Genomic DNA, 26,818 nt, shown 5'->3' on the forward strand with positions numbered 1-26,818 from the left:
CAAAACATTAGTATTAAATTGAACAATTTAATTTATTTATGGTTTAACACTAAATGGAGGACTGAAGAAAAATAGAAATTTATGACTCACTGAAGACTCATTAATTGGGATTGTAAGCAAACCACCACTAGGGAGTTGTCTGTTACATCGTTTCCAGAATTAGATCCATACTCTTAAACAGCCACATGTTACAAGCAAATTGCCATAGCTAAATAGATGTTAACACCGAGAGAAGAGGACGTTATAAATACCGTTAGAATTTTTAAGCACTACATTGATAGTTTTGTAATTTAATTTCGAACAATCAAAAAATATTAGGAGGTTAATAGTATTATCGGCAATATAAGCAGGCGCGAATGTTGCTTTGGGTTGGTAAGAAGAATCTAAATAATATGGAACAAGGCTCGCTGCTTAACAGCAAATATACTAAGTACCTATGTGTACTAATCTTAGCCAATATTCTTTATTTACATTCTTGTTTTTGAATCATGAGTTACAGTGTTTAATAAACGAAAATTCGTGGTAAAGGGTATAGATTCGTTTATTCAAAGAGTAAGCAAATACATTCTTTAATGTTAACCACACCTAAAAACGAGGAGGAACAGTTTGCTTGACCAATTTATCAACCAGCGCACCTTCGGGTGCGCTTTAATTTTTCCTGTTTACATCTCTATATCCTAATTATTAGATAAACCATTCTCGCGAATTTAGTACTCAAAACCCACATACCAAACATTAACCCCGCCTGAGTTTTAGTGTAAACTTATCCGTTCGTCTATAACTTTAAGCAAGGCATTGAAATCATGACACAAGCGCTGTTTTATCTGATGCCACCAACGGGCGAAAACACAGCTCTGAGTGATTTATACCAATTGGCTTGCCGCCTATCCCAACGAGCGTTTATAGATCAACAACAGGTCTACATTCATTGCCAAGATAAAAATGTAGCCTTCGAAATTGACGAGTTATTGTGGCAGTTTGATCCCAGTGCTTTTGTCCCACACAACCTAAAAGGTGAAGGCCCAACCACTGGTTCACCCGTTGAAATCGGTTTTGATCGACTTGGACCTAACAAAAGTCGCCAACTTCTGATTAATCTTGCAGACCAAGTACCGCCATTTGCGGTAAACTTTGGTCAAATCTTCGATTTTGTGGCTAATGACGACCAACATAAAGCGATAGCACGTGAACGCTACCGCCAATACCGTGGCCTAGGGATTGAATTAACAACCCAAAATTTAGCGACACATCCACTTAATTTAGTTTGAGACAGATACGTTCCCATGGAAAAAACATACGATCCTCAGTCCATTGAGCAGACTCTTTACCAAAACTGGGAAGAGAAAGGTTATTTTAAACCCCACGGCGATGCCTCACAGGGCAACTATTGCATCATGATCCCGCCGCCCAACGTGACGGGTAGCCTGCACATGGGTCACGCTTTCCAAGATACCATCATGGATACCTTGATCCGCTACCAACGTATGAAGGGTAAAAACACCCTGTGGCAAGTCGGCACAGATCACGCAGGTATTGCGACTCAGATGCTGGTTGAGCGTAAGCTTGAAGCAGAAGAAGGCAAGAGCCGCCATGACCTTGGCCGCGATGCTTTCATGGAAAAAGTATGGGAATGGAAAGCGCAATCGGGTGGCACCATCACTAAGCAGCTACGTCGTATGGGCGCGTCTGTGGATTGGGACCGTGAGCGCTTCACTATGGACGAAGGCTTGTCAAAAGCCGTTCAAGAAGTGTTTGTCCGTCTCTACGAAGACGATTTAATTTACCGTGGTAAACGCTTAGTAAACTGGGATCCTAAACTGCATACCGCAATTTCTGATCTCGAAGTGGAAAACAAAGAGAAACAAGGCCATATGTGGCATCTGCGTTATCCATTAGCCGATGGCGAATTAACCGCAGACGGTAAAGATTACTTAGAAGTGGCCACCACGCGTCCGGAAACCATGCTGGGCGATAGTGCAGTGGCGGTTCACCCTGATGATGAACGTTATCAAGCATTGATTGGCAAATATATTCTGCTGCCTATCGTCAATCGTCGCATCCCAATCGTTGCCGATGATTATGTGGATATGGCTTTTGGTACAGGTTGTGTGAAAATCACTCCTGCCCACGACTTTAACGACTATGAAGTCGGTAAACGTCACAAGCTGCCCATGTTCAACGTGTTGACCTTAGATGCGGCCATTCGCGCATCAGCAGAAGTGGTTAACACCGATGGCACCATCAACACCAGCTTAGATGGCAGCCTACCTGAGCGTTATGCAGGTTTAGATCGTTTCAAAGCCCGTGATGCCATCGTTGCCGAGTTTGAAACCTTAGGCCTGCTCGAGAAAATCGCGCCACACGGCTTAAAAGTGCCCTACGGTGACCGCTCTGGTGTAGTTATCGAGCCAATGCTGACCGACCAATGGTACGTTGCCGTTGCGCCTATGGCGAAAACCGCTATCGAAGCCGTTGAAAATGGCGATATTAAGTTCGTGCCACAGCAGTACGAAAACATGTACTTCTCTTGGATGCGCGACATTCAAGATTGGTGTATCTCTCGCCAATTATGGTGGGGGCACCGCATCCCTGCTTGGTACGACACAAACGGTAAGGTCTATGTAGGCCGCACCGAAGCAGAAGTGCGTGCTAAGCACAATATCGATGATGCAATCGCCCTACGCCAAGATGAAGATGTATTGGATACTTGGTTCAGCTCAGCGCTGTGGACATTCTCCACCTTAGGCTGGCCTGACAATGTTGAAGATTTAAAAACCTTCCATCCAACCGACGTGTTGGTAACGGGTTTTGACATCATCTTCTTCTGGGTTGCCCGTATGATCATGATGACCATGCACTTCATCAAAGATGAAGATGGTAAACCACAAGTCCCATTCAAAACCGTCTACGTGACGGGTCTTATCCGCGATGAAGCGGGTAACAAGATGTCAAAATCTAAGGGCAACGTGCTTGACCCATTAGATATGATCGACGGTATCGATCTAGAAGCCCTCGTTGAAAAACGCACTGGCAACATGATGCAGCCACAATTGGCCGCCAAGATCGAAAAGAGCACCCGTAAAGAATTCGAAAATGGTATCGAAGCCCACGGTACTGATGCCCTGCGCTTTACCCTAGCGGCAATGGCCTCAACGGGCCGTGATATCAACTGGGATATGAAACGTTTAGACGGTTACCGCAGCTTCTGTAACAAACTTTGGAACGCGTCACGCTACGTGTTGATGAATACCGAAGGCCAAGATTGCGGCCCGAACTCTCCGGACTACCAAGGCGGCGAGATGGAACTGTCACTGGCAGATCGCTGGATCATCGGTTTATTCAACCAAACCGTGAAAACTTACGATGAGCACATGGCAAGCTACCGTTTCGATCTTGCCGCTAACACGCTGTACGAGTTCACTTGGAACCAGTTCTGCGATTGGTATTTAGAGTTAACTAAGCCTGTCCTGCAAAACGGCACCGAAGCGCAAATGCGTGGTACGCGCCATACCTTGGTCAATGTGTTAGAAGCGATGCAACGTCTGATGCACCCAATGATGCCATACATCACTGAAACCATCTGGCAACGCGTTAAACCGCTGACTGGCGCCCAAGGCGACACCATTATGCTGGCGCCTTTCCCTGCATTTGATGCAGCTAAAGTGGATGCGACCGCAATGGCCGACCTCGAGTGGGTTAAGCAAGTGATTGTGGCGGTGCGTAACATTCGAGCAGAGCTTAATATTGCGCCTTCTAAGCCATTAAATGCTTTACTGCGTGGCGTCAGTGCTCAAGATAAAGCCCGCATTGAAGCTAACCAAGCCTTCTTCACCACACTGGCACGCTTAGAAAGTATGACCATTCTGGATGAAGGTAAAACAGCGCCTATGTCGACCACAGGCCTCATTGGCGAAATGGAATTATTAATTCCGATGGCAGGCCTGGTGGATGTGGCGGCCGAAATGGCTCGTATCGACAAGCAGCTTGAAAAGCTGACCCAAGAAATTGCCCGTATCGAAGGTAAACTATCCAATGAAGGTTTCGTCGCAAAAGCGCCACCAGCCGTTATTGATAAAGAGCGCGCCAAAATGGCCGATCTCAGCCGCGATATTGACAAGTTAACAGAGCAAAAAGCGGAATTTGCTAAGTTAGAAGCATAAAAGCTAACTCACGTCCCCTAAGGGCTGTTTCATACAGCCCTTTTTTATTGGCAACAATCAGCGCATTTACCACATCACCTTTTGTCCCGTAAGAATCTTCCTGATAGACCCCGTCACTCTTATTTAATATGTAGTGGTACCAATCGTATTAAATATCTGTTCATTCAGCGGGAATTCAACGCGCTTTAGACAAGGCAAAGGCTTGAAGGCATAGTGGTGCCTTAAACGCAGTATAAAGCGCGTTGCCATACCGTGAACATCACCCGCCCTTTGGGAGCCACACAGGCATCCCACTCCGGTGTTGCATTGACTTAAAAGGGAATGACCATTTCTGCGTCAATACGCCTTGGATTGAAATGCCTGTGAGGCTCTGAACTGATTAGATATTTAATGTGATTGGTATTAATTAATGTAATTGGTATTAGCGAGATAAAATCAAATAAAAAAGCCCTGCAACTCATTGCAGGGCTTATCTAAATCTATCAATAGATGGTGCGCGTGGAAGGATTCGAACCTCCGACCGCCTGGTTCGTAGCCAGGTACTCTATCCAGCTGAGCTACACGCGCTAAATCGATCATTTGAGTTGCTAACTCATAAACAGACTAGAGTCTAGAAGAAGCACTTTAGTCTCGCAAATTAAATCTATCCAAAAGCAATAGAATGGCGGAGAAGGAGGGATTCGAACCCTCGATGGGAGATAAAGCCCATACTCCCTTAGCAGGGGAGCGCCTTCGGCCACTCGGCCACCTCTCCGCAAAATCTGCATTTGTAAGCTATTGCTTACTAAAATGGTGCGCGTGGAAGGAGTCGAACCTCCGACCGCCTGGTTCGTAGCCAGGTACTCTATCCAGCTGAGCTACACGCGCATTTTTCATTTTGCTAACAAAGTCTTGGCTCTGTCGGCTAATTGGTGCGCATGGAAGGAGTCGAACCTCCGACCGCCTGGTTCGTAGCCAGGTACTCTATCCAGCTGAGCTACATGCGCATTTTAAACTTTTATCTCAACACCTGAGCATTGAGATGTAATATGGTGCGCGTGGAAGGATTCGAACCTCCGACCGCCTGGTTCGTAGCCAGGTACTCTATCCAGCTGAGCTACACGCGCTTAAAAATACTTACTGAAGCAATTAACTACAAAATTTCGACTGAAATTCAAACCTGATGAGTTAAACATAACTGATGCAGAAATGGTGCGCATGGAAGGAGTCGAACCTCCGACCGCCTGGTTCGTAGCCAGGTACTCTATCCAGCTGAGCTACATGCGCGACTTGTACTTTATCTTGCTTTAATAAAAAATGGTGCGCGTGGAAGGATTCGAACCTCCGACCGCCTGGTTCGTAGCCAGGTACTCTATCCAGCTGAGCTACACGCGCAGTTTTTTATCGTTAAGAAATGGCGGAGAAGGAGGGATTCGAACCCTCGATGGGAGATAAAGCCCATACTCCCTTAGCAGGGGAGCGCCTTCGGCCACTCGGCCACCTCTCCGTTTTCTTGGCGCACATATTACTGTTTGACGAAAATAAGTCAAACCCTTTTTCTGAAACCGATTCCATTTGAACTGTTTTTAATCACATTGCTGTTATATCAAGCCAATGTGTTGATTTACGCCAATCTTTCGGTTTCAAAAATAAAAAAGTCAGTTAAAAAAACTGACTTTTTTATCTAGCTAATACGCGCATAAGCTTTGTATTAAAAGTTACCGCCTTCTGAAGGCGTACCTGATTTTTCAGATTGAATGCGTTGGTAGATTTCTTCGCGGTGGACAGAAACCTCTTTCGGTGCATTCACACCAATACGCACTTGATTGCCTTTTACCCCTAGCACTGTAACTGTGACTTCATCACCAATCATCAGTGTTTCGCCAACACGACGAGTCAAAATCAGCATTCGATAGCTCCTTTATGTCTTAATTCAGCTTACACACGGCACTCATCCGGTAGATGAGCTTATTATAGGGTCAGCTGAGTACAAATTAATAGTATTCAATACTCAAACAGTTATTTAATTACACCTTATTTAGCTCGAAAGCGTGATGCAACGCCCGAACCGCCTTGTGCAAGTCCCTTTCATCGATCACAGTTGACAATTTACTCTCCGATGTCGAAAGTAACTTAGCATGAATTGTTTCGTTACCCAATACATCTAACATCTTAGTCAATAATCCAACTTTTGCCTGTAAACCTTTGCCAACTAAAGACACTTTTGCACGTTGGCGCTCAACAATCAATTGCCCTAGATCAAGACTTTCACTTAAAACCTCAAGCTCGTGCAATAAAATATCCACTTTAGCTTCGGCTAACATGAAACTGACTGACTCAACAGGAGAAATTTCATTCAATTTCAAAGGGGTGATAAATTCAACATCTATCTCCAGTCGTGCCAAACAAGCCAATAGTGCTTGGTAACGCTCACTGCTGGTGAACAAACCTTCGATGGTCAACGTTGCTAAGGCTTTGTTGATCGCAATACCTTGTACAGATGCGGCCATAGCAAGCTCAGATTCATCACCAAATTGAATTAATGTACCTTGCCCAGCTTCGAAACTCGACAACACCCGAAGCGGTACTTTAAAACGCTGTGCATATTCAACAGAATCAGGATGAAGCACTTTAGCGCCTAATTTTGCCATTTCAAGCATGACGTCAAAACCAATCACATCCAGACGCCTTGCGCTACTATCGATATTTGGGTCTGTCGTAAACACCCCTGGAACATCGGTAAATATCTGGCATTCATCGGCTCTTAACGCTGCGGCGAGCGCCACAGCCGTCGTATCGGAACCACCACGACCTAAGGTTGTTACATCGCCATTAGGATCGATCCCTTGAAACCCTGCCACAATCGGCACAATGCCTTGTTCGAGCAAGGACGTTAAGTACGCCGTATCGACGCTCTCAATAGTGGCACGACCAAACTGACTATTTGTATGGATTTGCACTTGATCGCCAGTGAGCGATCTTGCCTTGATACCGCGACGCTGCAGTGCCATCGCCATCAACGCAATACTAATTTGCTCACCCGTTGAGACCAACATATCGAGTTCCCGCGCACTCGCGCGGGGATCGATTTGCGCCGCTAGCGCAAATAGCCTATTTGTCTCCCCTGCCATGGCAGAAAGAACTAATACTTGCTGCTCACCACTGTGAGCGGACTTTGCAATCTGTTCGGCAACCACTTCGATACGTTCAATTGAACCCACCGAAGTGCCACCAAACTTCTTCACAAAAAGCTTGCTACCACTAAGCTTTCGTTTTTCGAGCACAACAACCTCTTAAGCTAAACGCTCAGTAATCCAAGGTAATACTTGTGACAGTGCCGCATCCAGATTTTCTGGCTGGCTACCACCCGCTTGGGCCATATCAGGGCGACCACCGCCTTTACCCCCCACCTGCGCAGCGACCATTGCAACTAGTTCGCCTGCTTTAACTTTACCGACTAAATCGTTGCTCACGCCAGCAATAAGGTTCACTTTGCCTTCCTGAGCCACACCTAGCAGGATAACTGCGGATTTCAGCTTTTGCTTTAGCTCATCTTGCAGCCCACGTAGCGCACCTGCTTCAACGCCTTCTAGCTTTTTAATCAGCACATTGACGCCATTAACCACTACCGCATCACCCGCTAAATCCGCACTTGCAGCAGCCGCTAACTTATCTTTAAGTTGCTGCATTTCTTTCTCAAGTTGCTTCATTTTATCCAGTTGCGCTTTAAGCTTGGCCACAACGGACTGAGTATCGCCTTTGAGCAGTGCTGCCGCTTCCTCAAGCTCAGCCTGTTGCTGCGCCACATACGCCATAGCCGCAGCACCTGTGACTGCTTCAATACGGCGCACACCTGCGGCAATACCGCCTTCAGAGGTGATCTTAAAGAGCCCAATGTCACCTGTGCGGCCAACATGCGTACCACCACAAAGTTCGATTGAGAAATCGCCCATGGTCACGACACGAACCTGTGAATCATATTTTTCACCAAAGAGCGCCATAGCGCCTTTTTCTTTGGCTTCATCAATCGCCATTTCAGCCACTTTAAGCTCATGGTTACGACGAATTTGCGTGTTGACTAACTCTTCAACCTGCTTAAGTTCGAAAGGTTTTACGGCTTCGAAATGGGAGAAGTCAAAGCGTAAACGCTCTGGGTCAACCAACGAGCCTTTTTGGGTAACATGAGTACCAAGTACTTGTCGCAGTGCAGCATGCAATAAGTGAGTCACAGAGTGGTTTAACTGAGTGCGGTGACGCAGTTTTTTATCCACTTTGGCTTCAAGCACTTGACCAACACTTAAGCTGCCAGAGGCTAATGTACCTTTATGACCTGATGCTTGACCAAACTTTTGCGTATCGTTAACAGTAAACTCAATGCCTTGGGCTACTAATACGCCCTTGTCACCCACCTGACCGCCTGATTCAGCATAGAAAGGGGTTACATCAAGCACAACAACAGCGTCATCGCCTGTGTTGATCGCAGGCACTGACTCACCATTTAGGTACAGTGCGGTGACTTTGGCATTGCCAGTAAGTTCTGAGTAGCCACAGAATGCAGTTTCAGCATCTATCTTAAGCGCGGCATTATAGTCAGCACCAAAGTTACCCGCGGCTTGCGCACGACTACGTTGTTCAGCCATCGCAGCTTCAAAACCAGCCTCATCGACAATGATGTTACGCTCACGACACACGTCAGCAGTTAAATCCACAGGGAAACCGTAGGTATCGTACAGTTTAAAGACAGTTTCACCGTCTAAGGTGTCACCTTGTAATTCGTTTAATGCGCTATCCAGAATGCCTAAACCACGCTCTAATGTACGGGCAAACTGTTCTTCTTCTGCTTTCAGGGCTTTTTCAACAATAACTTGAGTTTCAGCTAAGCCTTTAGCCGCATCACCCATCACATTGATTAGCGTCGGAACCAACTTGTAAAAGAAGGCTTCGGTTGCACCTAACTTGTTACCATGACGCACTGCGCGGCGAATAATACGGCGCAGTACATAGCCACGACCTTCGTTTGATGGCATCACCCCATCGGCAACTAAGAAGGCGCATGAACGGATATGGTCGGCAATTACGCGCAGTGACTTGTTGGATAAGTCAGTCACACCGATGATTTCGGCCGCTTTGGCGATCAAAGCGCGGAAAATATCGATTTCGTAGTTTGAATGAACGCCCTGCATAATTGCAGCGATACGCTCGATACCCATACCAGTATCGACAGAGGGTTTTGGTAGCGGCAACATTTCGCCAGAGGCTTGGCGATTGTATTGCATGAATACAATGTTCCAAATTTCGATGAAACGGTCACCATCTTCTTCTGGGCTACCAGGACGTCCGCCCCAAATGTGGTCACCGTGATCATAGAAAATTTCGGTACAAGGGCCACAAGGACCGGTGTCGCCCATTTGCCAGAAGTTATCTGAAGCATATGGCGCGCCCTTGTTATCACCGATGCGAATGATATTCTCAGCAGCAACGCCAATCTTTTTATTCCAGATCTCAAAGGCTTCGTCGTCTGTTTGATAAACAGTCACGCACAGACGTTCCTTTGGTAGCTTTAATACTTCGGTCAGGAATGTCCAACCAAAACGAATTGCATCTTCTTTGAAGTAATCACCAAAGCTGAAGTTACCCAGCATTTCGAAAAAAGTATGGTGACGCGCGGTGTAACCCACATTATCTAAATCGTTGTGTTTACCACCTGCACGGACGCAGCGTTGGGCTGTGGTCGCACGTGTATAGCTACGTTTGTCCATGCCAAGAAACACGTCCTTGAACTGGTTCATACCGGCGTTGGTGAATAAAAGCGTGGGATCGTTGCCAGGTACAAGAGAACTACTGTCCACAACTTGGTGACCATTGCTGCGGAAAAATTCGAGGAAAGCACTTCTAAGCGCTGCTGTCGTTTGATACATGAAATCGTCCTGAATTGGGTAAGCATGACCAGCTACACCATAAGGTAGCCGTATTTCTATTTGCCCAGCATTATAAGCAGACTGAGGAAAGACAACCAGCCTTGAATAGCGATATCGCGCTTAGGAATCTAATATTTTCGATGAGTTTGCAGCTAAGACAGAGCTTATCACCAAAGCGTGGCGTAAAAGGTGGTGGAAACGAACAAATTCAACTAGGACGTTTCAGGGGTATTTTTGCAGCAATTTGGCTGACGTTTATACAAGGTAAAGTCCGTGCAGTGAAGTTATTCTTCATAAAAGGACGATAACGCAGTAGAAACGCAAGCCAAATGCAGCCCGAAGGGTTCGTCTGGCAAACTCGCTCTCTTCGTCACTCGTCATTTGAGTAGAATAACTACACGTCATTCCTCGTTTCGCGAGCACGAGTTTGCCAGGACGAACAAAATTTAATCTCGAAACGTCAACACACCCTAAGCAGTTGAAATTGATAAGGGATGACAAACATAAGCTTACTTAGCAAGTTTATGCCACTAACTTAGTCTGCATAATCGTCCAAAGGATCGTAGTCTAATGCATAGGTCACTTGTTCGTAGCTGAAGCCTTGAGCCAATAAAAAACGTACCCGTTTAGCTTTTTCTTTCGCAATCAACCCTCGTGATGGAGACCCCTTAACCTCAGTCACTTTAGGGACACCATATTTTTTGATGGCTTTGGCTTTGGCTAATTCAAACCAATCATAATGACTGGCGGCCAACGCTACCTCGATGCAATCCTTAGTAAGCCCCTTTTGGGCAATAGCTTGACGAATGCGTATAGGCCCATGGCCACGCGCGACGTGGCTACGAACGAGGAGAGCAGCATAACGCTTATCATTGATAAATCCTGACGCTTCACAATCATCGAGCACAGGATCGATATCAACGACTTCAAAGCCTTTTTCGAGCAGTTTGGTGCGGATTTCTTGGCGGGAATAATCGCGGCGCGCTAACAGCGCGACCGCGATTTGACGGGCTGACTGACTCAGAACACTTCGCCTGTTTCTAAATCAATATTCCCCTCGACATTGTCATCATCGGATGCCGATGATGCCAGTGCACTCGGGTTACTCAACAATAGCTCACGTAATGTCTTATCAATTTCAGCGGCAATAGCTGGGTTTTCAGTCAAATATTTACCCGCATTTGCGCGGCCTTGACCAATTTTATCGCCCTTGTAACTATACCAAGCGCCTGCTTTCTCAATCAGTTTATGGGCTACACCTAAATCAACTAGCTCGCCTGTACGGTTGATACCTTGACCGTATAGAATTTGGAACTCAGCTTGCTTAAATGGCGCTGCAACTTTGTTTTTAACCACTTTAACGCGTGTCTCGTTACCAACCACTTCATCGCCTTCTTTGATTGCGCCAGTACGGCGAATATCTAAACGAACAGAAGCATAGAATTTCAGAGCATTACCACCCGTTGTGGTTTCTGGGTTACCAAACATCACCCCAATCTTCATACGAATTTGGTTGATGAAGATTAACAGAGTGTTCGATTGCTTGAGGTTACCCGCTAACTTACGCATTGCTTGGCTCATCATACGAGCCGCTAAGCCCATGTGTGAGTCACCAATTTCACCTTCAATCTCCGCCTTTGGTGTTAATGCCGCTACCGAGTCAACGATAATCACATCAACCGCACCAGAACGGGTTAATGCATCACAAATCTCAAGGGCTTGCTCACCGGTATCGGGCTGTGAACACAATAAGTTATCAATATCAACACCTAATTTCTTCGCGTAGATAGGATCCAGAGCATGCTCCGCATCGATAAAGGCGCAGGTTTTACCTTCGCGCTGAGCGGCGGCAATCACTTCTAATGTCAGAGTTGTTTTACCTGATGACTCTGGACCATAGATCTCAACGATACGGCCCATTGGTAAACCGCCAGCACCGAGGGCAACGTCAAGGGAAAGAGAACCTGTAGAAATGGTCTCAACATCCATAGAGCGGTCTTCGCCCAGCTTCATGATGGAGCCTTTACCAAATTGCTTCTCAATTTGGCTCAATACCGCAGCAAGTGCTTTCTCTTTGTTTGGATCGACCTTCATTCCTGTTCCCTCATCTAGACAGCATCAGTACTGTCAAAAGTGATATTCAATTTAATAAAGCGGGTGATCAAAAAGCGAGGCTCTTTGTCATTATCTGCAGACTAGTATACTGTACAATCATACAGTATCAAGACCTGAGGATGAATTATTTTTACGTCTTAATATTTTCCAACTTAGACAAGCTGTTACATAGCAACAAGACGAATTAATCAAGATAACAGTGAATATCCACGGTTTACGGATCAATTTTCCGTAAATTGTTGCTAAGATTGGCGCCAATTGATTTTAGGCAGTAAGAATACAAATCTGCTGATTTTGATCCCATTACTGTATGACTTTATTCCCTATTTAGGGCCGGCATAACGGACGAAAACGATTTAATGAATCCTATAGATACCGATGATTTAGAAAAACACACCCCAATGATGCGTCAGTATTTGAGCATGAAGGCAGAACATCACGATATGTTACTGTTTTATCGCATGGGTGACTTCTATGAACTCTTCTATGATGACGCTAAGCGTGCCTCAGAATTATTAGGTATTTCTCTCACTGCCCGTGGTAAAAGTGGCGGCGATCCGATCCCTATGGCGGGCATTCCCTATCACGCGGTGGAAGGCTATCTAGCGAAACTGGTACAGATAGGTCAATCGGTTGCGATTTGTGAGCAAATTGGCGATCCAGCAACCTCCAAAGGCCCCGTTGAGCGTAAAGTCGTACGTATCGTCACCCCAGGAACCTTAACCGACGAAGCACTATTACAGGAACGACAGGACAATCTGTTAGCTGCTGTTTATCAGGGAAAAGTAGGTTTTGGTTATGCGACTCTTGATGTGTCTTCTGGCCGCTTTGTTATTGCCGAGTTAGAGACCAAGGAGTCCCTGGAAGCCGAATTGCAACGTACCAATCCGGTCGAAATTCTTTATAGCGAAGATTTTGGTGCACTGGATTTATTGCACCATTTCAAAGGTAAACGCCGTCGCCCTGAGTGGGAATTTGATTACGATACCAGCATCAAACTGTTACTCGCCCAATTTGGCACTAAGGATTTACATGGCTTTGGTATAACCGATGCACGCCTATCGCTGCAAGCGGCTGGCTGTTTAATGCAGTATGTCAAAGATACCCAACGTACTGCCCTACCCCATATCAATGCAATTACTCGCTTTAATCAAACAGATACCATTGTTTTGGATGCTGCCACTCGCCGTAACCTGGAGCTGACACAAAATTTAAGTGGTGGTCGAGATAACACCTTAGCTGCAGTGCTTGATAATACTGCTACAGCCATGGGTAGCCGGATGCTGCAACGCTGGATCCATCAACCCCTAAGGGATCATGCGCTCATTTTGGCCCGCCAAACAGCAGTCAATGAATTGCTTGAAACCGCAGAGCACGAGTCATTGCATGAACAACTTAAAGCTCTTGGCGATATTGAGCGGATCATGGCAAGGCTGGCACTGCGTACAGCACGCCCGAGAGATTTTGCCCGTCTGCGACAAGCCTTAAGCCTGTTACCGCAATTGCAACTGTCTTTAAGCCAGTTAAGTGCTCCCCATACCGTCAAACTAGGCCAACTCTTAGGTGAATTTCCTGAGGAACAGCAACTGCTTGAACGCGCCATCGTCGATACCCCGCCCATGCTTATCCGTGATGGCGGCGTGATCCGTGAAGGCTACAATGCAGAATTAGATGAGTGGCGTGGCTTAAGCGAAGGTGCCAGTGATTATCTACTACAACTCGAGGCGCGGGAAAAGGAACGCACAGGCATTACGACACTGAAGGTCGGATACAACCGAGTCCATGGCTATTACATTGAAGTCAGCCGACTACAATCCAACCAAGTGCCATTAAATTATCAACGCCGTCAAACCCTTAAAAATATGGAGCGGTACATCACGCCCGAACTTAAGGAATATGAAGAAAAGGTACTTTCTAGCCAAGGCAAAGCCCTCGCCCTTGAAAAACAACTTTGGGACGAATTGTTCGATTTGATCCTACCCAAGTTGCATGAATTGCAAGACTTCGCCAGAGCCGCTGCCGAGCTTGACGTTCTCAGCAATTTTGCTGAACGTGCCGAAACCCTCGGTTATACCAGCCCAGAACTGAGCAGCGAAATAGGTGTTAAAATCGAGGCTGGTCGCCACCCAGTGGTTGAGCGAGTCAGTCAAACCCCGTTTATCGCCAACCCAGTAACACTGCATCATCAGCGTCGAATGTTGATAGTTACCGGCCCAAACATGGGCGGTAAATCCACCTATATGCGTCAAGTAGCACTAATTACTCTCATGGCCCATATTGGCTGTTTTGTGCCAGCGGAACGTGCAACGATTGGTCCCATCGATCGAATTTTTACCCGTATTGGAGCTTCAGATGATCTCGCCTCTGGCCGCTCCACCTTTATGGTGGAAATGACTGAAACGGCAAACATTCTCCATAATGCTACTGCGCAAAGTTTAGTACTGATGGACGAAATTGGTCGCGGTACATCAACTTATGATGGCCTGTCGTTAGCTTGGTCAGCGGCGGAATATTTAGCGCAGCAAGTGGGTGCAATGACGCTCTTCGCCACCCATTATTTTGAGCTAACACAACTGCCAGAACTGATGGCTGGCGTCTATAACGTGCACCTCGATGCCATTGAGCATGAAGATACGATAGCCTTTATGCATGCAGTGCAGGAAGGCGCGGCCAGTAAGAGTTACGGTTTACAGGTCGCAGCACTTGCCGGCGTCCCTGCACGAGTGATTAAGGCGGCAAAGCATAAGTTACATCAGCTTGAAAGTCGCGATCATCAAGTAGAAGGAACTAAAATGCCGATTCAAACCCTGTTAGCCCTGCCAGAGCCAGTGGAAAATCCGGCCCTAAGCAAGTTAAAAGCCATCAATCCCGATAACCTGACACCAAAACAGGCACTGGATTTGCTCTATGAGCTTAAACGCTTGAGTTAAATAGCCATGTTCGTAATGACTTAATAACAAAAACGCCCAAGCAATTGGGCGTTTTTTATGGGGTGATTAAACAATCTTAAGCATTAGTTTCTAAATAGAGCCTCTACAGATAGCCCTTGTGCGCCAAGCAAATCACGCAGGCGTTTTAAGGCTTCCACTTGAATCTGACGAACTCGCTCGCGAGTAAGGCCAATTTCAGCGCCCACATCTTCAAGAGTCGATGGCTCATACCCCAATAACCCAAAGCGGCGCGCTAACACTTCTCTTTGCTTAGTATTGAGCTCATTGAGCCACTTAACCACAGAGTTAGAAATATCTTCATCCTGTACCTTGTAGTCTGGGCCTACATTATCATCATCAGCCAGCACATCGAGTAAGGCTTTATCATTATCACCGCCAAGAGGAACATCAACAGAAGTGATCTTCTCGTTGAGCTTCAGCATGCGGCTAACATCCACACTGGAGACTTGTAGTTTTTCGGCAATTTCTTCTGCCGTTGGCTCGTGGTCAAGTTTTTGAGCTAATTCACGGGCCGTACGTAAGTACACGTTAAGCTCTTTCACCACATGGATAGGTAAGCGAATCGTACGTGTTTGGTTCATGATTGCACGTTCGATGGTTTGTCTGATCCACCAAGTCGCATAGGTTGAGAAACGGAAACCTCTTTCTGGGTCGAATTTTTCTACCGCACGGATCAAGCCAAGATTACCCTCTTCGATTAAATCAAGCAGCGCAAGGCCACGATTATTGTAACGGCGGGCAATTTTAACCACGAGTCGCAGGTTACTTTCGATCATCCGATTACGGGATTTTTCGCAGCCTTTTAAGGCTTTACGGGAAAAATAAACTTCTTCTTCTGCGCTAAGCAGTGGGGAAAACCCTATTTCACCTAAATAGAGTTGTGTGGCATCAAGATTTTTTTGCAGGTCATCTTGAACCTGTTGTTCGAGTCCTAATTCTTGAACTAAATCAGCGGCGATATCCTCTTTATCGAGATCAAACTCAGCGGTATCAACGGAAAAATCTACTAGTTCTTCTGCGGCAGTGCTATTTATGCGGCTCATGATCGAATCTCCCAAACCTAATTTAACTGCTTGTATTACTGCAATTTATTTTCCTCCATGCCAAAAAAAGGCCCTAAACAATCATTGCTTAGGTAAGTAGTTGAGCGGGTTAACAGACTGACCATGGTAACGAATTTCAAAACGTAACATGACCTGATTAGTACCTGTACTACCCATTTTAGCAATCGTCTGTCCTGCGAGGACATGTTGCTTTTCATCGACTAAGATCTGATCTGCATGAGCATAGGCACTAAGGTAATCGTCACTATGTTTAATAATCACTAAATTACCATAACCCCTAAGCGCACTACCTGCGTATACCACCCGCCCATCTGCAGCGGCTTTGATGATATCTCCGCGTTTTCCCGCGATCTTAATACCTTTATTTCCCTGCTCATTGGCAGAGTATGTCCCAATCAGTTTACCTCTTACAGGCCATTGCCACTGGCTTACACTGTCGGGCAGTGTTGAAGTCGGGGCAACGATTGGGTGGTTAACATTTTGTTGGGAACTTGTTGCAGAATACGCAGGCTTGGCTTTCTGATCAAGTGTTTTTTTCTGCTGTTCACCAGATCCCCCCTCCACTGCAGAATCATCACTAACAGATTGTTTTTTAGATGAATTTAACTGAGACAGGCCTTTATTTGCCGAGTTAATTCCACCTAAAGTTGTAGATGTTTTGCTATTTGAATTGTGGTCGTATGTTAAATATAAAACCTGTCCAGGATAGATAGTAAACGATTTATCTAATTGATTAATTTTGGCAATTTCTGCGTAATCTTTACCTGCAGCCCAAGAAATAGAGTAAAGAGTGTCGCCTTTTTTGACTTTATAAGAATCGGTTTTAATATGACCTTTGTTGTGCTTTGAATGATGGTGGGAGAGACTTTCGACAGGTGCAGGGCGACTCGCCTGAAAGCTACAGCCTGCAAGCAACAACAATAAACTGAGGTTTAAAAGTAAACCCACATTTAACAATAAAAACTCCTTTTTGGGGCTATCTTACTGTTTTAATAAGTTCTAAACGGATAAACGCTATGCAAGCTCGCCATTGACTAAGGGAACAAATTTGACAGTCTCTATCACTTCCGAGCTAAAACGGTCAGAATGACGCGTAATCCGCATCAATTGCTGGGTTTCTTCCCCCACTGGAATGATCAAAACCCCTCCTTCGGCTAGCTGTGATAATAACGCTTCAGGAACCTTCGCCGCCGCAGCCGTGACCATAATGCCATTATAAGGACTGCGATTCAGCCAGCCCAGCCAACCATCGCCATACTTAAAAGAAACATTGTGCAGATCGAGTCGTTTTAATCTTTGTCTTGCTTGGATCTGTAACGCCTTTATCCGTTCTACAGTGCAAAGTTCGGGCACTAATTGGGCAAGAATCGCCGCTTGATAGCCAGAGCCAGTCCCCACCTCAAGCACCTTTTGCGGCTGATGTTGCAGCAGTAACTCGGTCATACGCGCAACAATATAAGGTTGAGATATCGTTTGCCCTTGCCCTATGGGTAACGCCGTATTTTCATAAGCTTTATGAGCTAACGCATTATCAAGAAATAGCTCGCGAGGCGTTTGGGATATTGCCTTAAGCACGGCTGGACTGCGGATCCCCGCATCCTGAAGCTTTTTCGCTAAATTCACCGCCGATGTTAAGGCAACTCGAGTCATATTTTATCTACCCAATTTTGCAATATCGATAATTGTCTATACGCGGTCAAATCCACGGTTAACGGTGTGATGGACACATAACCATGGGCAATTGCATGGAAATCCGTTCCTTCACTCGCATCCTGTTCAAGACCTGGTGGACCGAGCCAAAAAATTTCTCGCCCGGCGGGATCCTGCGTTCGCACAATGCCTTCAGCCTTGTGACGCGCTCCGAGACGAGTGACTCTTATGCCTTTAATCTCATCCAGTGGTAAATCCGGCACATTAATATTGAGGATCTGATCGCTCGCAATAGGATGCGCTAACAACCCCTGCACAATTCGCCGCGCATAAACTGCAGCTGAGTGATAATGCTTAAAGGCTTTGCCATTAAGGGAAATCGCCACCGCGGGGAAACCTAAAAAACGCCCTTCCATGGCCGCAGCGACGGTACCCGAATACAAGGTGTCATCCCCCATATTCGCCCCAGCATTGATGCCCGATACCACCATATCCGGCTCACCATCACAGAGCTCTCGTATGGCTAAGTGAACACAATCTGTTGGGGTACCGTGAACCGAAATATAGCCATTGTCTAACCTATTAATTCTTAATGGATTAGTCAAGGTTAAAGAGTTACTTGCACCAGAACAATTACGGTCGGGTGCGACAGTCATCACAGATGCGATTTCAGCGAGCGCCTCAGTTAAGGCTTTGATCCCCGGCGCATTCACCCCATCATCATTGCTGACAAGGATGCGGATCATGAAGTGGACTCGCCATTGTTGATTAGATTGACCTCTGCAACATCGCTTTCAGTTGCAGTATTTGCCTCTGGAGCATTCGTATCCGGCGTAACTGTCGCTTGCCATTGCAACTCTTTCACATCTTGATAATCAACCAGTTCTCTTAACAAGGACGTCGCAAAGCTGCCCGCAGGTAAAATAAACTCCAGTACCAATCCATCCGCAGTTTGCTCGTATTTAAGGCCTTGAGGCTCAAGCAATAATGGGCGGCGTTCCTGCTCAAGCCCTGCGTGCTCAAGACCGTAGCAATCTTCAGTAAGTTCGACCAGAGCCTGGGTTTCAACCTCGGCGGCTTCACCCTGCGGTAGCATTTTGCCACGGCCCCACAGCGGTGCAGAAAGTTGAATGTCCTTCTCAATCAAACGCTTTAATACCACTAAATCCCATTCTGGCGTCACGAAAAAGCTCTTACTGCCCGCCAGCATCACACAATCCCCCGCTAAGGGTCGAGTGCCATAATGGGTAAGACGATAGGACACAACGGTATTGAACAGATGAGAGCGCACCGCAGACAGATACATGCTGCGTTTATTGCGATCTTTAACCTTTTTGCCCGCGAGCATTTGCCGACCAAGCACCAAGTTTTTGCCATCGTGGCCAAAGCGTTGCTCACCAAAATAATTCGGTACACCGATTTGGCTGACTTTTTCAATGCGGCTGATAATGTCTTGCACATTGGTGACATTACGCAGTGTCAGAATAAAGCGGTTGCCCAAGAGCGCGCCAATCCGTAACTTTTTACTGTGGCGACTGCTGGATAAAACCGTTAAACGATCGCTATTGAGCTCGCTCCACACGGGAGTTTCTTTGCCAGGGATGCGAATGCCAAACCATTGCTCTGTGATGGCATTTTTATCTTTTTGGCCAGCATAGGTCACTTCTTTGGGATGAACCTTAGCAAACTTCGCTATCATTTCAGCCACTTGCACCGTATTTAGCCCATCTTTACGAATATGGACTAAGTGATGTTCACCCTCGCCTGATGGGCTAAAAGGCAAGATCTCTTTTACGATAAAGTCGCTGTTAACGGTTCTTAAATCTGCGGTGCCAATCGGTTTGCCGTACAGGTAATGTAGTTCACTCATGGATGTTGTTATCTCTTAAAGTTACACGCTATTGGCGGCTGAGTAATACGACGGCTTCGACTGCAATGCCTTCTTTTCGGCCCGTAAACCCGAGCTTCTCAGTAGTAGTGGCCTTTACATTAATGTCAGCAACATCAGCATTGAGATCGGCTGCTAGCACGTGGCGCATATCCTCGATATGCGGCGCCATTTTAGGCGCCTGTGCAATGATAGTGACATCCAGATTGCCCAGCTCAAATCCCTTCGCCTTTGCTAACGCATAGCAGTGGCGCAGCAAGACGCGACTATCTGCGCCCTTATAGGCTGCATCGGTATCGGGGAAATGTTTGCCAATGTCACCCAGCGCCATCGCACCTAAAATGGCGTCGGATATGGCATGTAACACCACGTCACCATCGGAGTGGGCCACCAAGCCAGTTTCGTAGGGTACTTCGACGCCACATAAAATTAACGGGCGCGGTTCACCAAATTTATGGACATCAAAACCATGGCCTATTCGGATTTTCATTACATATTTCCTAACGTATTTAATAGATTGCGCAATAGTCAAACGCAGCCTTTCAAGCCTTAGCGCGCATTAAAAAAAGCTCTGCCAATTCTAAATCATCGGGATGAGTGACTTTGATATTATCCGCACGTCCAGCAACCAATCCGGGAGAAATGCCCGCCCACTCCATTGCCGAGGCTTCATCGGTCACGACAGCCCCTGCGGCAAGTGCAGCTTTTAAATGTAATCGCAACAAGGAGGTTGGAAATAACTGCGGCGTCAAGGCATGCCAGAGATTATCGCGGCAAACGGTTGAACTGATTTCACCTAAGCTATTGGCGCGCTTCATGGTATCGCGGACAGGCATCGCCAAAATGGCCCCTTGGGGAAAGTGCACCCGCGATGCCAGCAATTTATCTATGTCTCCCGCCGTTAAGCAGGGTCTAGCCGCATCGTGAACTAAGGCCCAACCATTGTCGGGCGCAATATCGAGTGCCGCCAGTACAGAGTCGGCGCGCTCAGAGCCACCAATGACAGTCACCAGCTTAGGATGCTTGGCCTGCGGCAACGCGGCAAACTCGGTGTCCTCAGGGTGCAGCGCAACAATGACTTGATTAATATGCCGATGAGACAATAACTTGTCTAAGGTATGGGCCAGAATGCTTTGCCCCAATAAGGACAAATATTGCTTGGGTTTACCAGCCGCCATGCGACTACCAATCCCTGCGGCAGGAACAATAGCCACCACATTGGGCGAGAAAGGTTCAAGTTGAACAGCAACTTGTGTTTCGGTTTGCGGCGTGGCTTCTAAGACGATATCCATAGGCGATCCGTTATTGCGAAGGACTCGATACTGAACGATCACCACCCACCACACGATAGAAGGTCTCCCCCTCTTTCACCATGCCGAGCTCGTTACGTGCCCGCTCTTCAATCGCTTCAGTGCCACTTTTAAGATCGATAATTTCTTCTTTAAGCACTTGATTACGCTCATTGAGTTTTGCATTACCATCTTGCTGAGCCGCGATCTGTTTTTGCAGGACAAAGTATTCGGGCAGACTGTTATCGCCGGACCACAGCCGATATTGCAGCAAACCGAGTAGCACTATGAGTGCAATGACAAAGAATTTCATGGAGGAATTAGCGTCAGTATCTTGGATTTAAAATATATACTGCAGATAGTACAACAAAAAAGGCCACCAAGTGGTGGCCTTTTTACATCAGACGACTAAATTACGCCTGACCTTTGATTTCTTTCAAACCGCGGTAAGGTGCTTTTTCACCTAATTGCTCTTCGATACGCAGCAATTGGTTGTATTTAGCAACACGGTCAGAACGGCACAGTGAACCGGTCTTGATTTGGCCAGCCGCAGTACCTACCGCTAAATCAGCGATAGTGGCGTCTTCAGTTTCACCACTACGGTGTGAAATAACCGCAGTGTAACCCGCCGCTTTTGCCATACGGATAGCCGCTAAGGTTTCAGTTAATGAACCGATTTGGTTGAACTTGATCAGGATTGAGTTTGCGATACCGTTCTCAATACCACGGGTTAAGATCTTAGTGTTAGTTACGAATAAATCGTCGCCCACTAATTGGATCTTGTCGCCCATAATCTGAGTTTGGTATGCCCAGCCGTCCCAATCTGACTCGTCCAGACCGTCTTCGATAGACACGATTGGGTATTGCTCAGTCAGTGATTTCAGGAAGTCAGAGAAACCGTTTGAATCGAATACTTTGCCTTCGCCAGACAGGTCATATTTTCCGTCTTTGTAGAACTCAGAAGCAGCGCAGTCTAATGCCAGAGTCACGTCAGTACCCAGCTTGTAACCCGCTAATTCAACTGCTTCTTTGATCACCGCTAATGCATCAGCGTTTGAAGACAGGTTAGGTGCAAAACCACCTTCGTCACCCACAGAAGTGCTTAAGCCTTTACCGTGCAGAACTTTCTTCAGAGTGTGGAAAATCTCAGCGCCCATACGTAAAGCTTCGCGGAAGTTTTTCGCGCCAACAGGTTGCACCATGAATTCTTGGATATCAACGTTGTTATCTGCGTGCTCGCCACCGTTGAGGATGTTCATCATCGGTACTGGCATAGCGTATTGGCCAGGTGTACCGTTTAATTCCGCAATGTGAGCGTATAAAGGCATGCCTTTGAATGCTGCAGCCGCTTTAGCCGCAGCTAAAGACACAGCTAAAATCGCGTTAGCGCCTAACTTGTCTTTGTTTTCAGTGCCGTCTAAGTCGATCATGATTTGATCAAGTTCGGCTTGTGCAGTCGCATCTTTACCGATTAACGCAGCACGGATAGGGCCGTTTACGTTAGCCACAGCCGTTAATACACCTTTACCTAAGTAACGGCTCTTGTCGCCATCACGCAGTTCCAGCGCTTCGCGGCTACCGGTAGACGCACCAGAAGGCGCAGCCGCCATACCGATAAAACCACCTTCTAAATGCACTTCGGCTTCAACTGTTGGGTTACCACGAGAATCCATAATCTCGCGACCAATCACGTTAATAATCTTAGCCATATTACCCTCGATTTAAGTTTAAAAGAGAAAAGAAAAAACCAATACCAATGGGAATTAACAGATGTAGAGTACGACCAAAACCTTTAAATTCCGTTTACCATTTACGTCTTTACGCATGTCGTTTATACACATGGGTATGAGTTTTGACTCATGTTTACGCGGCCTGAGTGTAACAAAAGGCCGGGCCCACTGTCGCGGGTCCGGCCTTAAAATTTATTTCTTCAGATCACGTTTTTGATGTGCACTCGCGGCAGCAACAAAACCTTCAAACAATGGATGACCATCGCGTGGGGTCGATGTGAATTCTGGGTGGAATTGACCCGCCACAAACCAAGGATGATCTTTAAGTTCAATCATCTCAACCAGTTTACGGTCAGAAGATAAACCACTAAATACTAGACCCGCTTGCTCTAAACGCTCTTTGTATTTGTTGTTGACTTCATAACGATGACGATGACGTTCAACACAGCTGTTACCTTTGTACGCTTGAGCGGCTTTTGAGCCTTCCAGCAGGTGACATAACTGTGCACCTAAACGCATAGTGCCGCCTAAGTCAGACGCTTCGTGACGCTGCTCAACATTGCCTTCTTCATCTACCCATTCAGTGATTAAACCAACCACTGGGAATGGCGTTGCTTTGTTGAATTCGGTTGAGTGAGCATCGGCCATGCCAGCAACGTTACGGGCAAATTCAATCAGCGCTACTTGCATACCTAAACAGATACCAAAGTATGGCAGGTTGTTTTCACGGGCAAATTTAGCCGCTAAAATCTTACCTTCAACACCGCGCTCACCGAAGCCACCTGGGACTAAGATACCGTCTAAACCTTGTAAGACTTCATCGCCTTTGGCTTCAACGGTTTGTGAGTCGATATACTTGATGGTTACTGATACGCGGTTTTTAAGGCCTGCGTGTTTTAACGCTTCGTTGACTGACTTATAGGCATCAGGCAATTCGATGTATTTACCGACCATACCAATCACGACTTCGCCGTTTGGATTAGCTTCTTGGTAAATCACATTTTCCCACTCGGACAAGTCGGCTTCACGGCAAGTTAAGCCAAAACGCTTAACCACTAATTCATCTAAACCTTGTGAGCGCAGCAGCGCTGGGATCTTGTAGATGCTGTCGACGTCTTTTAATGAAATCACTGCACGTTCTTCAACGTTACAGAATAGCGAAATCTTCGCGCGCTCATTTGCAGGAATGGCGCGATCGCCACGGCAGATCAACACATCCGGTGCAATACCGATAGAACGCAACTCTTTTACTGAGTGTTGAGTTGGCTTTGTTTTCACTTCGCCCGCAGCGCCTAAGAATGGCACTAAGGTTAAATGCATAAACAGGGTGCGATCGCGGCCCAGTTCAACGCCTAATTGGCGGATAGACTCAAGGAATGGTAGTGATTCGATATCACCCACAGTGCCGCCGATTTCAACGATAGCCACATCGTGACCTTCACCGCCAGCAATCACTTTTTCTTTGATCGCATTAGTGATGTGTGGGATCACCTGAATTGTCGCACCTAAATAGTCACCACGACGTTCTTTGCGTAATACTTCTTCGTAAATACGGCCTGTGGTGAAGTTATTGCGGCGGTTCATCTTAGTGCGGATGAAACGCTCATAGTGGCCAAGGTCGAGGTCTGTTTCTGCGCCGTCCTCAGTCACAAACACTTCACCATGTTGCGTTGGGCTCATGGTACCTGGATCAACGTTAATGTATGGGTCCAGTTTCATGATGGTTACATTGAGACCACGGGCCTCTAAAATTGCGGCTAATGAAGCGGCTGCAATGCCTTTACCTAGTGATGAAACCACACCACCAGTAACGAAGATATACCTTGTAGTCATGCTGAACCTGAGAAAATGAGTTTGAAAATACGTGCTTGTAAGAAAGCACTAGGACGGGGCAGTAGTATACCAAAGGTGTTGCCATTCGACAAACACCAATCCGGATAATTTGCCCTTTATCTTGGCTCACCCCGTTTAACCTTATCCCAGTACGCATCTAACTCTTCTAGGCTATGTTCTTCTAATGCTTTATTATTTTGCCTCGCACATGCCTCTACGCCTTTAAAACGGCGTTCAAATTTAATATTTGCTTGGCGCAAAGCTTGCTCGGGGTCGACCTTTAAATGGCGGGCTAAATTGACTACAGCAAATAACAAGTCGCCCATTTCTGCCTGCACTTTGGCTTGGTCGAGCATTGGCTGATTTACCTCAAACAACACTTCATCAATTTCTTCATGGATTTTCGCCACCACAGGCTCAAGCTCAGGCCAATCGAACCCAACGCGCGCGACCCGTTGCTGAATTTTGATTGAACGGGATAACGCGGGCTGCGCGCGCGGAATATCATCCAGCACAGACACCTCGCTTGAAGAAGTTACCCCAGCCGCCAGAGCCTTTTGTTCACGCTCACTGGCTTTGATTGCTTCCCAGTTGGCTTTCATTTGTTGACTACTGGCATCGGCCTCAAACACTTCATTACCAAAAACATGGGGATGGCGACGGGTGAGTTTGTCGATGATTTTATTGACGACAGTGCTAAAATCAAACCTGCCCTGCTCTTTGCCAAGCTGGCAATAAAATACCACTTGGAATAATAAATCCCCCAGCTCATCAGGTAATTCGTCTAGAGCTAAACGTTCAATAGTATCAGCCACCTCATAGGCCTCTTCGAGGGTAAAAGGCACTATGGTTTGAAAAGTCTGCGCCTTATCCCAAGGACAACCCGTTTGCGGATCGCGCAGCTTCTCCATAATCTTCAATAGCGGCGCAACATCGGTTGCTGAAAGTGCTGCTTCAGGAAGCTCGTTTGCTGATGACACTTTTGAAGAGGGTTCTTTGGTTGATAGCTCTGCAGTTGAAAGCTCAGTAGTAGAAGGCGTGGTATGGGAAGTCATGCTGATATCCTTTCAAGAGAGTCGACACAGGTGCAGGATGCGTAAACAGGAATACATTTAAGCTGAGTCGCAACTAAGGCCGTAATAAAGCGCTAATGATAAAGTAGCCAAGCTCAAAGTGCTATTTTGAATCAGAGATAAGATTTTAGTGAAGAAGATATTGCCCCATTATCATTTGGGGCTGTTTCTCCATAACATTCTGAATATGGGTCTTTTTGAACTAATTCTACCAATGACAAGACTTTAGGTTAGTAGACGGCATTTTAATGCAATTTATATCAAGTTGTATTCACGCAGACTCTCATAACTTATTCATATGGCTTGTATTGCCCATTTAGCTTAAGCAAGATATACGTCAACAGCGCAATAACCTAACTCAGGGAATTATGAAGTACTTTAGTGATACTGAAAGAGGCGCTTTGCCTCGAACAAATAATGAAATTCCATACAATGTTTGGTGTGGACTAACAGCTTATATTCAAAAGTTAATCGATACAGGGTATTTCGGAGAACAGTTTCCAGAGCTTTGTCCTGACGGGCAAGGGTGCTGTGGCACCGATGAAAAAGGATTCTCGTTAGCTTTAAAAGCTGAAATATTGGGAGTTGAATATCCATTTATTACAGAGAACGAAGACCCTGATGATTGGATGGCTAAAAAAGCCCCCTTCACCCCTAACTATTTAGACATACTAGACTTAGTTCAGTTTTGCTATATGAATGTATCTAAGCCTACGTTGGGGCAGTTTCATTCATTCTTTGGACATCACCACATAACTTCATTTGATCGCTCAACTGGGCAAGCTGAATTTTTAGATAAAATTGACACCATGTTCTCTAGAAATGGTGTGGCTTATCAATTACAAGCAGATGGACAAATCACAAGAGTGCTCAATTCATCATTAGGTTCGGTTACTGGACAAGTAAACAAGACTCTTGATCAGGAACTTAACGATTTGATTGCAATAGCAAATATGAAAATATGTAATGCGGACGTCCAAGTACGTTATGACGCTCTGAAAGAGCTTTGGGATGCTTTCGAGCGCATAAAAACAGTATTCAACCCTAGTCAAAGTAAAAAACAATCTATGACACAACTGCTCGATGCCTGTACATCAGATAAAGAATTCAGAGTTCAACTAGAGTCTGAGGCTACAGCACTGACGACAATTGGTAACTCGTTTTTTAT

The 26,818-nt window shown here is 46.2% G+C and carries 20 protein-coding genes and 8 tRNA genes; 4 read left to right on the plus strand and 24 right to left on the minus strand.

Features of this window, described 5'->3' with window-relative positions; all coding sequences use genetic code 11:
• The first annotated feature begins 803 nt into the window (after positions 1–803).
• Positions 804–1,268, plus strand: a complete 465-nt coding sequence (locus H9J30_RS16940) for a DNA polymerase III subunit chi (RefSeq protein WP_240132083.1) — start codon at positions 804–806, stop codon at positions 1,266–1,268.
• Between the two features lie 15 nt (positions 1,269–1,283).
• A complete protein-coding gene (locus tag H9J30_RS16945) occupies positions 1,284–4,160 on the plus strand; it encodes a valine--tRNA ligase (protein WP_240132084.1) in 2,877 nt (958 codons plus the stop codon).
• 490 nt (positions 4,161–4,650) lie between these two features.
• On the opposite strand, the gene H9J30_RS16950 is transcribed toward H9J30_RS16945, so the two are convergent.
• The 13 genes from H9J30_RS16950 to recA form a co-directional block, all read right to left on the minus strand.
• Positions 4,651–4,727: transfer RNA gene (locus tag H9J30_RS16950), tRNA-Arg, on the minus strand.
• A gap of 95 nt (positions 4,728–4,822) precedes the next feature.
• A tRNA-Ser gene (locus H9J30_RS16955) sits at positions 4,823–4,914 on the minus strand.
• Between the two features lie 36 nt (positions 4,915–4,950).
• Positions 4,951–5,027: transfer RNA gene (locus H9J30_RS16960), tRNA-Arg, on the minus strand.
• A gap of 42 nt (positions 5,028–5,069) precedes the next feature.
• Positions 5,070–5,146: transfer RNA gene (locus H9J30_RS16965), tRNA-Arg, on the minus strand.
• A gap of 43 nt (positions 5,147–5,189) precedes the next feature.
• Positions 5,190–5,266, minus strand: a tRNA-Arg gene (locus tag H9J30_RS16970).
• Positions 5,267–5,349: 83 nt separating this feature from the next.
• A tRNA-Arg gene (locus H9J30_RS16975) sits at positions 5,350–5,426 on the minus strand.
• A gap of 31 nt (positions 5,427–5,457) precedes the next feature.
• Positions 5,458–5,534: transfer RNA gene (locus H9J30_RS16980), tRNA-Arg, on the minus strand.
• A gap of 20 nt (positions 5,535–5,554) precedes the next feature.
• Positions 5,555–5,646: transfer RNA gene (locus H9J30_RS16985), tRNA-Ser, on the minus strand.
• A 204-nt stretch (positions 5,647–5,850) separates the two neighbouring features.
• On the minus strand, positions 5,851–6,048 hold the full coding sequence (csrA, locus tag H9J30_RS16990) for a carbon storage regulator CsrA (protein WP_006082602.1): 198 nt from the start codon (positions 6,046–6,048) through the stop codon (positions 5,851–5,853).
• A gap of 118 nt (positions 6,049–6,166) precedes the next feature.
• Entirely contained in the window at positions 6,167–7,423 is a 1,257-nt protein-coding gene (locus tag H9J30_RS16995; RefSeq protein WP_240132085.1) for an aspartate kinase, read from the minus strand.
• Between the two features lie 9 nt (positions 7,424–7,432).
• Complete coding sequence (gene alaS / locus H9J30_RS17000) at positions 7,433–10,057, minus strand: alanine--tRNA ligase (RefSeq protein WP_240132086.1); 2,625 nt, start codon at positions 10,055–10,057, stop codon at positions 7,433–7,435.
• Between the two features lie 535 nt (positions 10,058–10,592).
• Positions 10,593–11,060 carry a regulatory protein RecX gene (locus H9J30_RS17005; protein WP_427915924.1) on the minus strand — a complete coding sequence of 156 codons (468 nt, stop codon included), beginning with the start codon at positions 11,058–11,060 and terminating at the stop codon, positions 10,593–10,595.
• Between the two features lie 17 nt (positions 11,061–11,077).
• Positions 11,078–12,151 (minus strand): recombinase RecA, encoded by a 1,074-nt coding sequence (recA, locus tag H9J30_RS17010; protein ID WP_011073286.1) that lies wholly within the window; start codon positions 12,149–12,151, stop codon positions 11,078–11,080.
• A gap of 380 nt (positions 12,152–12,531) precedes the next feature.
• Between recA and mutS the strand changes: the two genes are divergently transcribed.
• A complete protein-coding gene (gene mutS / locus H9J30_RS17015; RefSeq protein ID WP_240132087.1) occupies positions 12,532–15,102 on the plus strand; it encodes a DNA mismatch repair protein MutS in 2,571 nt (856 codons plus the stop codon).
• 83 nt (positions 15,103–15,185) lie between these two features.
• Here mutS and rpoS read toward each other — a convergent pair whose 3' ends face one another.
• The 11 genes from rpoS to mazG form a co-directional block, all read right to left on the minus strand.
• Positions 15,186–16,166, minus strand: coding sequence for an RNA polymerase sigma factor RpoS (gene rpoS / locus H9J30_RS17020; protein ID WP_011073288.1), 981 nt, complete (start codon positions 16,164–16,166; stop codon positions 15,186–15,188).
• Between the two features lie 81 nt (positions 16,167–16,247).
• Complete coding sequence (locus H9J30_RS17025; RefSeq protein ID WP_240132088.1) at positions 16,248–17,144, minus strand: peptidoglycan DD-metalloendopeptidase family protein; 897 nt, start codon at positions 17,142–17,144, stop codon at positions 16,248–16,250.
• Positions 17,145–17,201: 57 nt separating this feature from the next.
• On the minus strand, positions 17,202–17,837 hold the full coding sequence (locus H9J30_RS17030) for a protein-L-isoaspartate(D-aspartate) O-methyltransferase (protein WP_240132089.1): 636 nt from the start codon (positions 17,835–17,837) through the stop codon (positions 17,202–17,204).
• Positions 17,834–18,583, minus strand: a complete 750-nt coding sequence (gene surE / locus H9J30_RS17035) for a 5'/3'-nucleotidase SurE (RefSeq protein ID WP_240132090.1) — start codon at positions 18,581–18,583, stop codon at positions 17,834–17,836. Before surE ends, H9J30_RS17030 begins: the two co-directional genes overlap by 4 nt.
• Entirely contained in the window at positions 18,580–19,707 is a 1,128-nt protein-coding gene (gene truD, locus H9J30_RS17040) for a tRNA pseudouridine(13) synthase TruD (protein ID WP_240132091.1), read from the minus strand. Before truD ends, surE begins: the two co-directional genes overlap by 4 nt.
• Before the next feature lie 28 nt (positions 19,708–19,735).
• Complete coding sequence (gene ispF / locus H9J30_RS17045) at positions 19,736–20,215, minus strand: 2-C-methyl-D-erythritol 2,4-cyclodiphosphate synthase (RefSeq protein WP_240132092.1); 480 nt, start codon at positions 20,213–20,215, stop codon at positions 19,736–19,738.
• 52 nt (positions 20,216–20,267) lie between these two features.
• Positions 20,268–21,017 carry a 2-C-methyl-D-erythritol 4-phosphate cytidylyltransferase gene (gene ispD / locus H9J30_RS17050; RefSeq protein WP_240132093.1) on the minus strand — a complete coding sequence of 250 codons (750 nt, stop codon included), beginning with the start codon at positions 21,015–21,017 and terminating at the stop codon, positions 20,268–20,270.
• A gap of 10 nt (positions 21,018–21,027) precedes the next feature.
• Positions 21,028–21,327, minus strand: coding sequence for a cell division protein FtsB (gene ftsB / locus H9J30_RS17055; RefSeq protein ID WP_011621905.1), 300 nt, complete (start codon positions 21,325–21,327; stop codon positions 21,028–21,030).
• Positions 21,328–21,427: 100 nt separating this feature from the next.
• Positions 21,428–22,723: a phosphopyruvate hydratase gene (gene eno, locus H9J30_RS17060; protein WP_172589570.1), complete on the minus strand. Its 1,296-nt coding sequence runs from the start codon at positions 22,721–22,723 to the stop codon at positions 21,428–21,430.
• Between the two features lie 213 nt (positions 22,724–22,936).
• Positions 22,937–24,577, minus strand: coding sequence for a CTP synthase (pyrG, locus tag H9J30_RS17065; RefSeq protein WP_240132094.1), 1,641 nt, complete (start codon positions 24,575–24,577; stop codon positions 22,937–22,939).
• 116 nt (positions 24,578–24,693) lie between these two features.
• Positions 24,694–25,632 (minus strand): nucleoside triphosphate pyrophosphohydrolase, encoded by a 939-nt coding sequence (gene mazG, locus H9J30_RS17070; RefSeq protein WP_240132095.1) that lies wholly within the window; start codon positions 25,630–25,632, stop codon positions 24,694–24,696.
• Between the two features lie 386 nt (positions 25,633–26,018).
• Between mazG and H9J30_RS17075 the strand changes: the two genes are divergently transcribed.
• On the plus strand, positions 26,019–26,818 hold an 800-nt coding region (locus H9J30_RS17075), incomplete at its 3' end, for an AbiJ-NTD4 domain-containing protein (RefSeq protein WP_240132096.1).

It is taken from the genome of Shewanella cutis (assembly GCF_022410515.1).
In the GTDB taxonomy this organism is placed as follows: domain Bacteria; phylum Pseudomonadota; class Gammaproteobacteria; order Enterobacterales; family Shewanellaceae; genus Shewanella; species Shewanella cutis.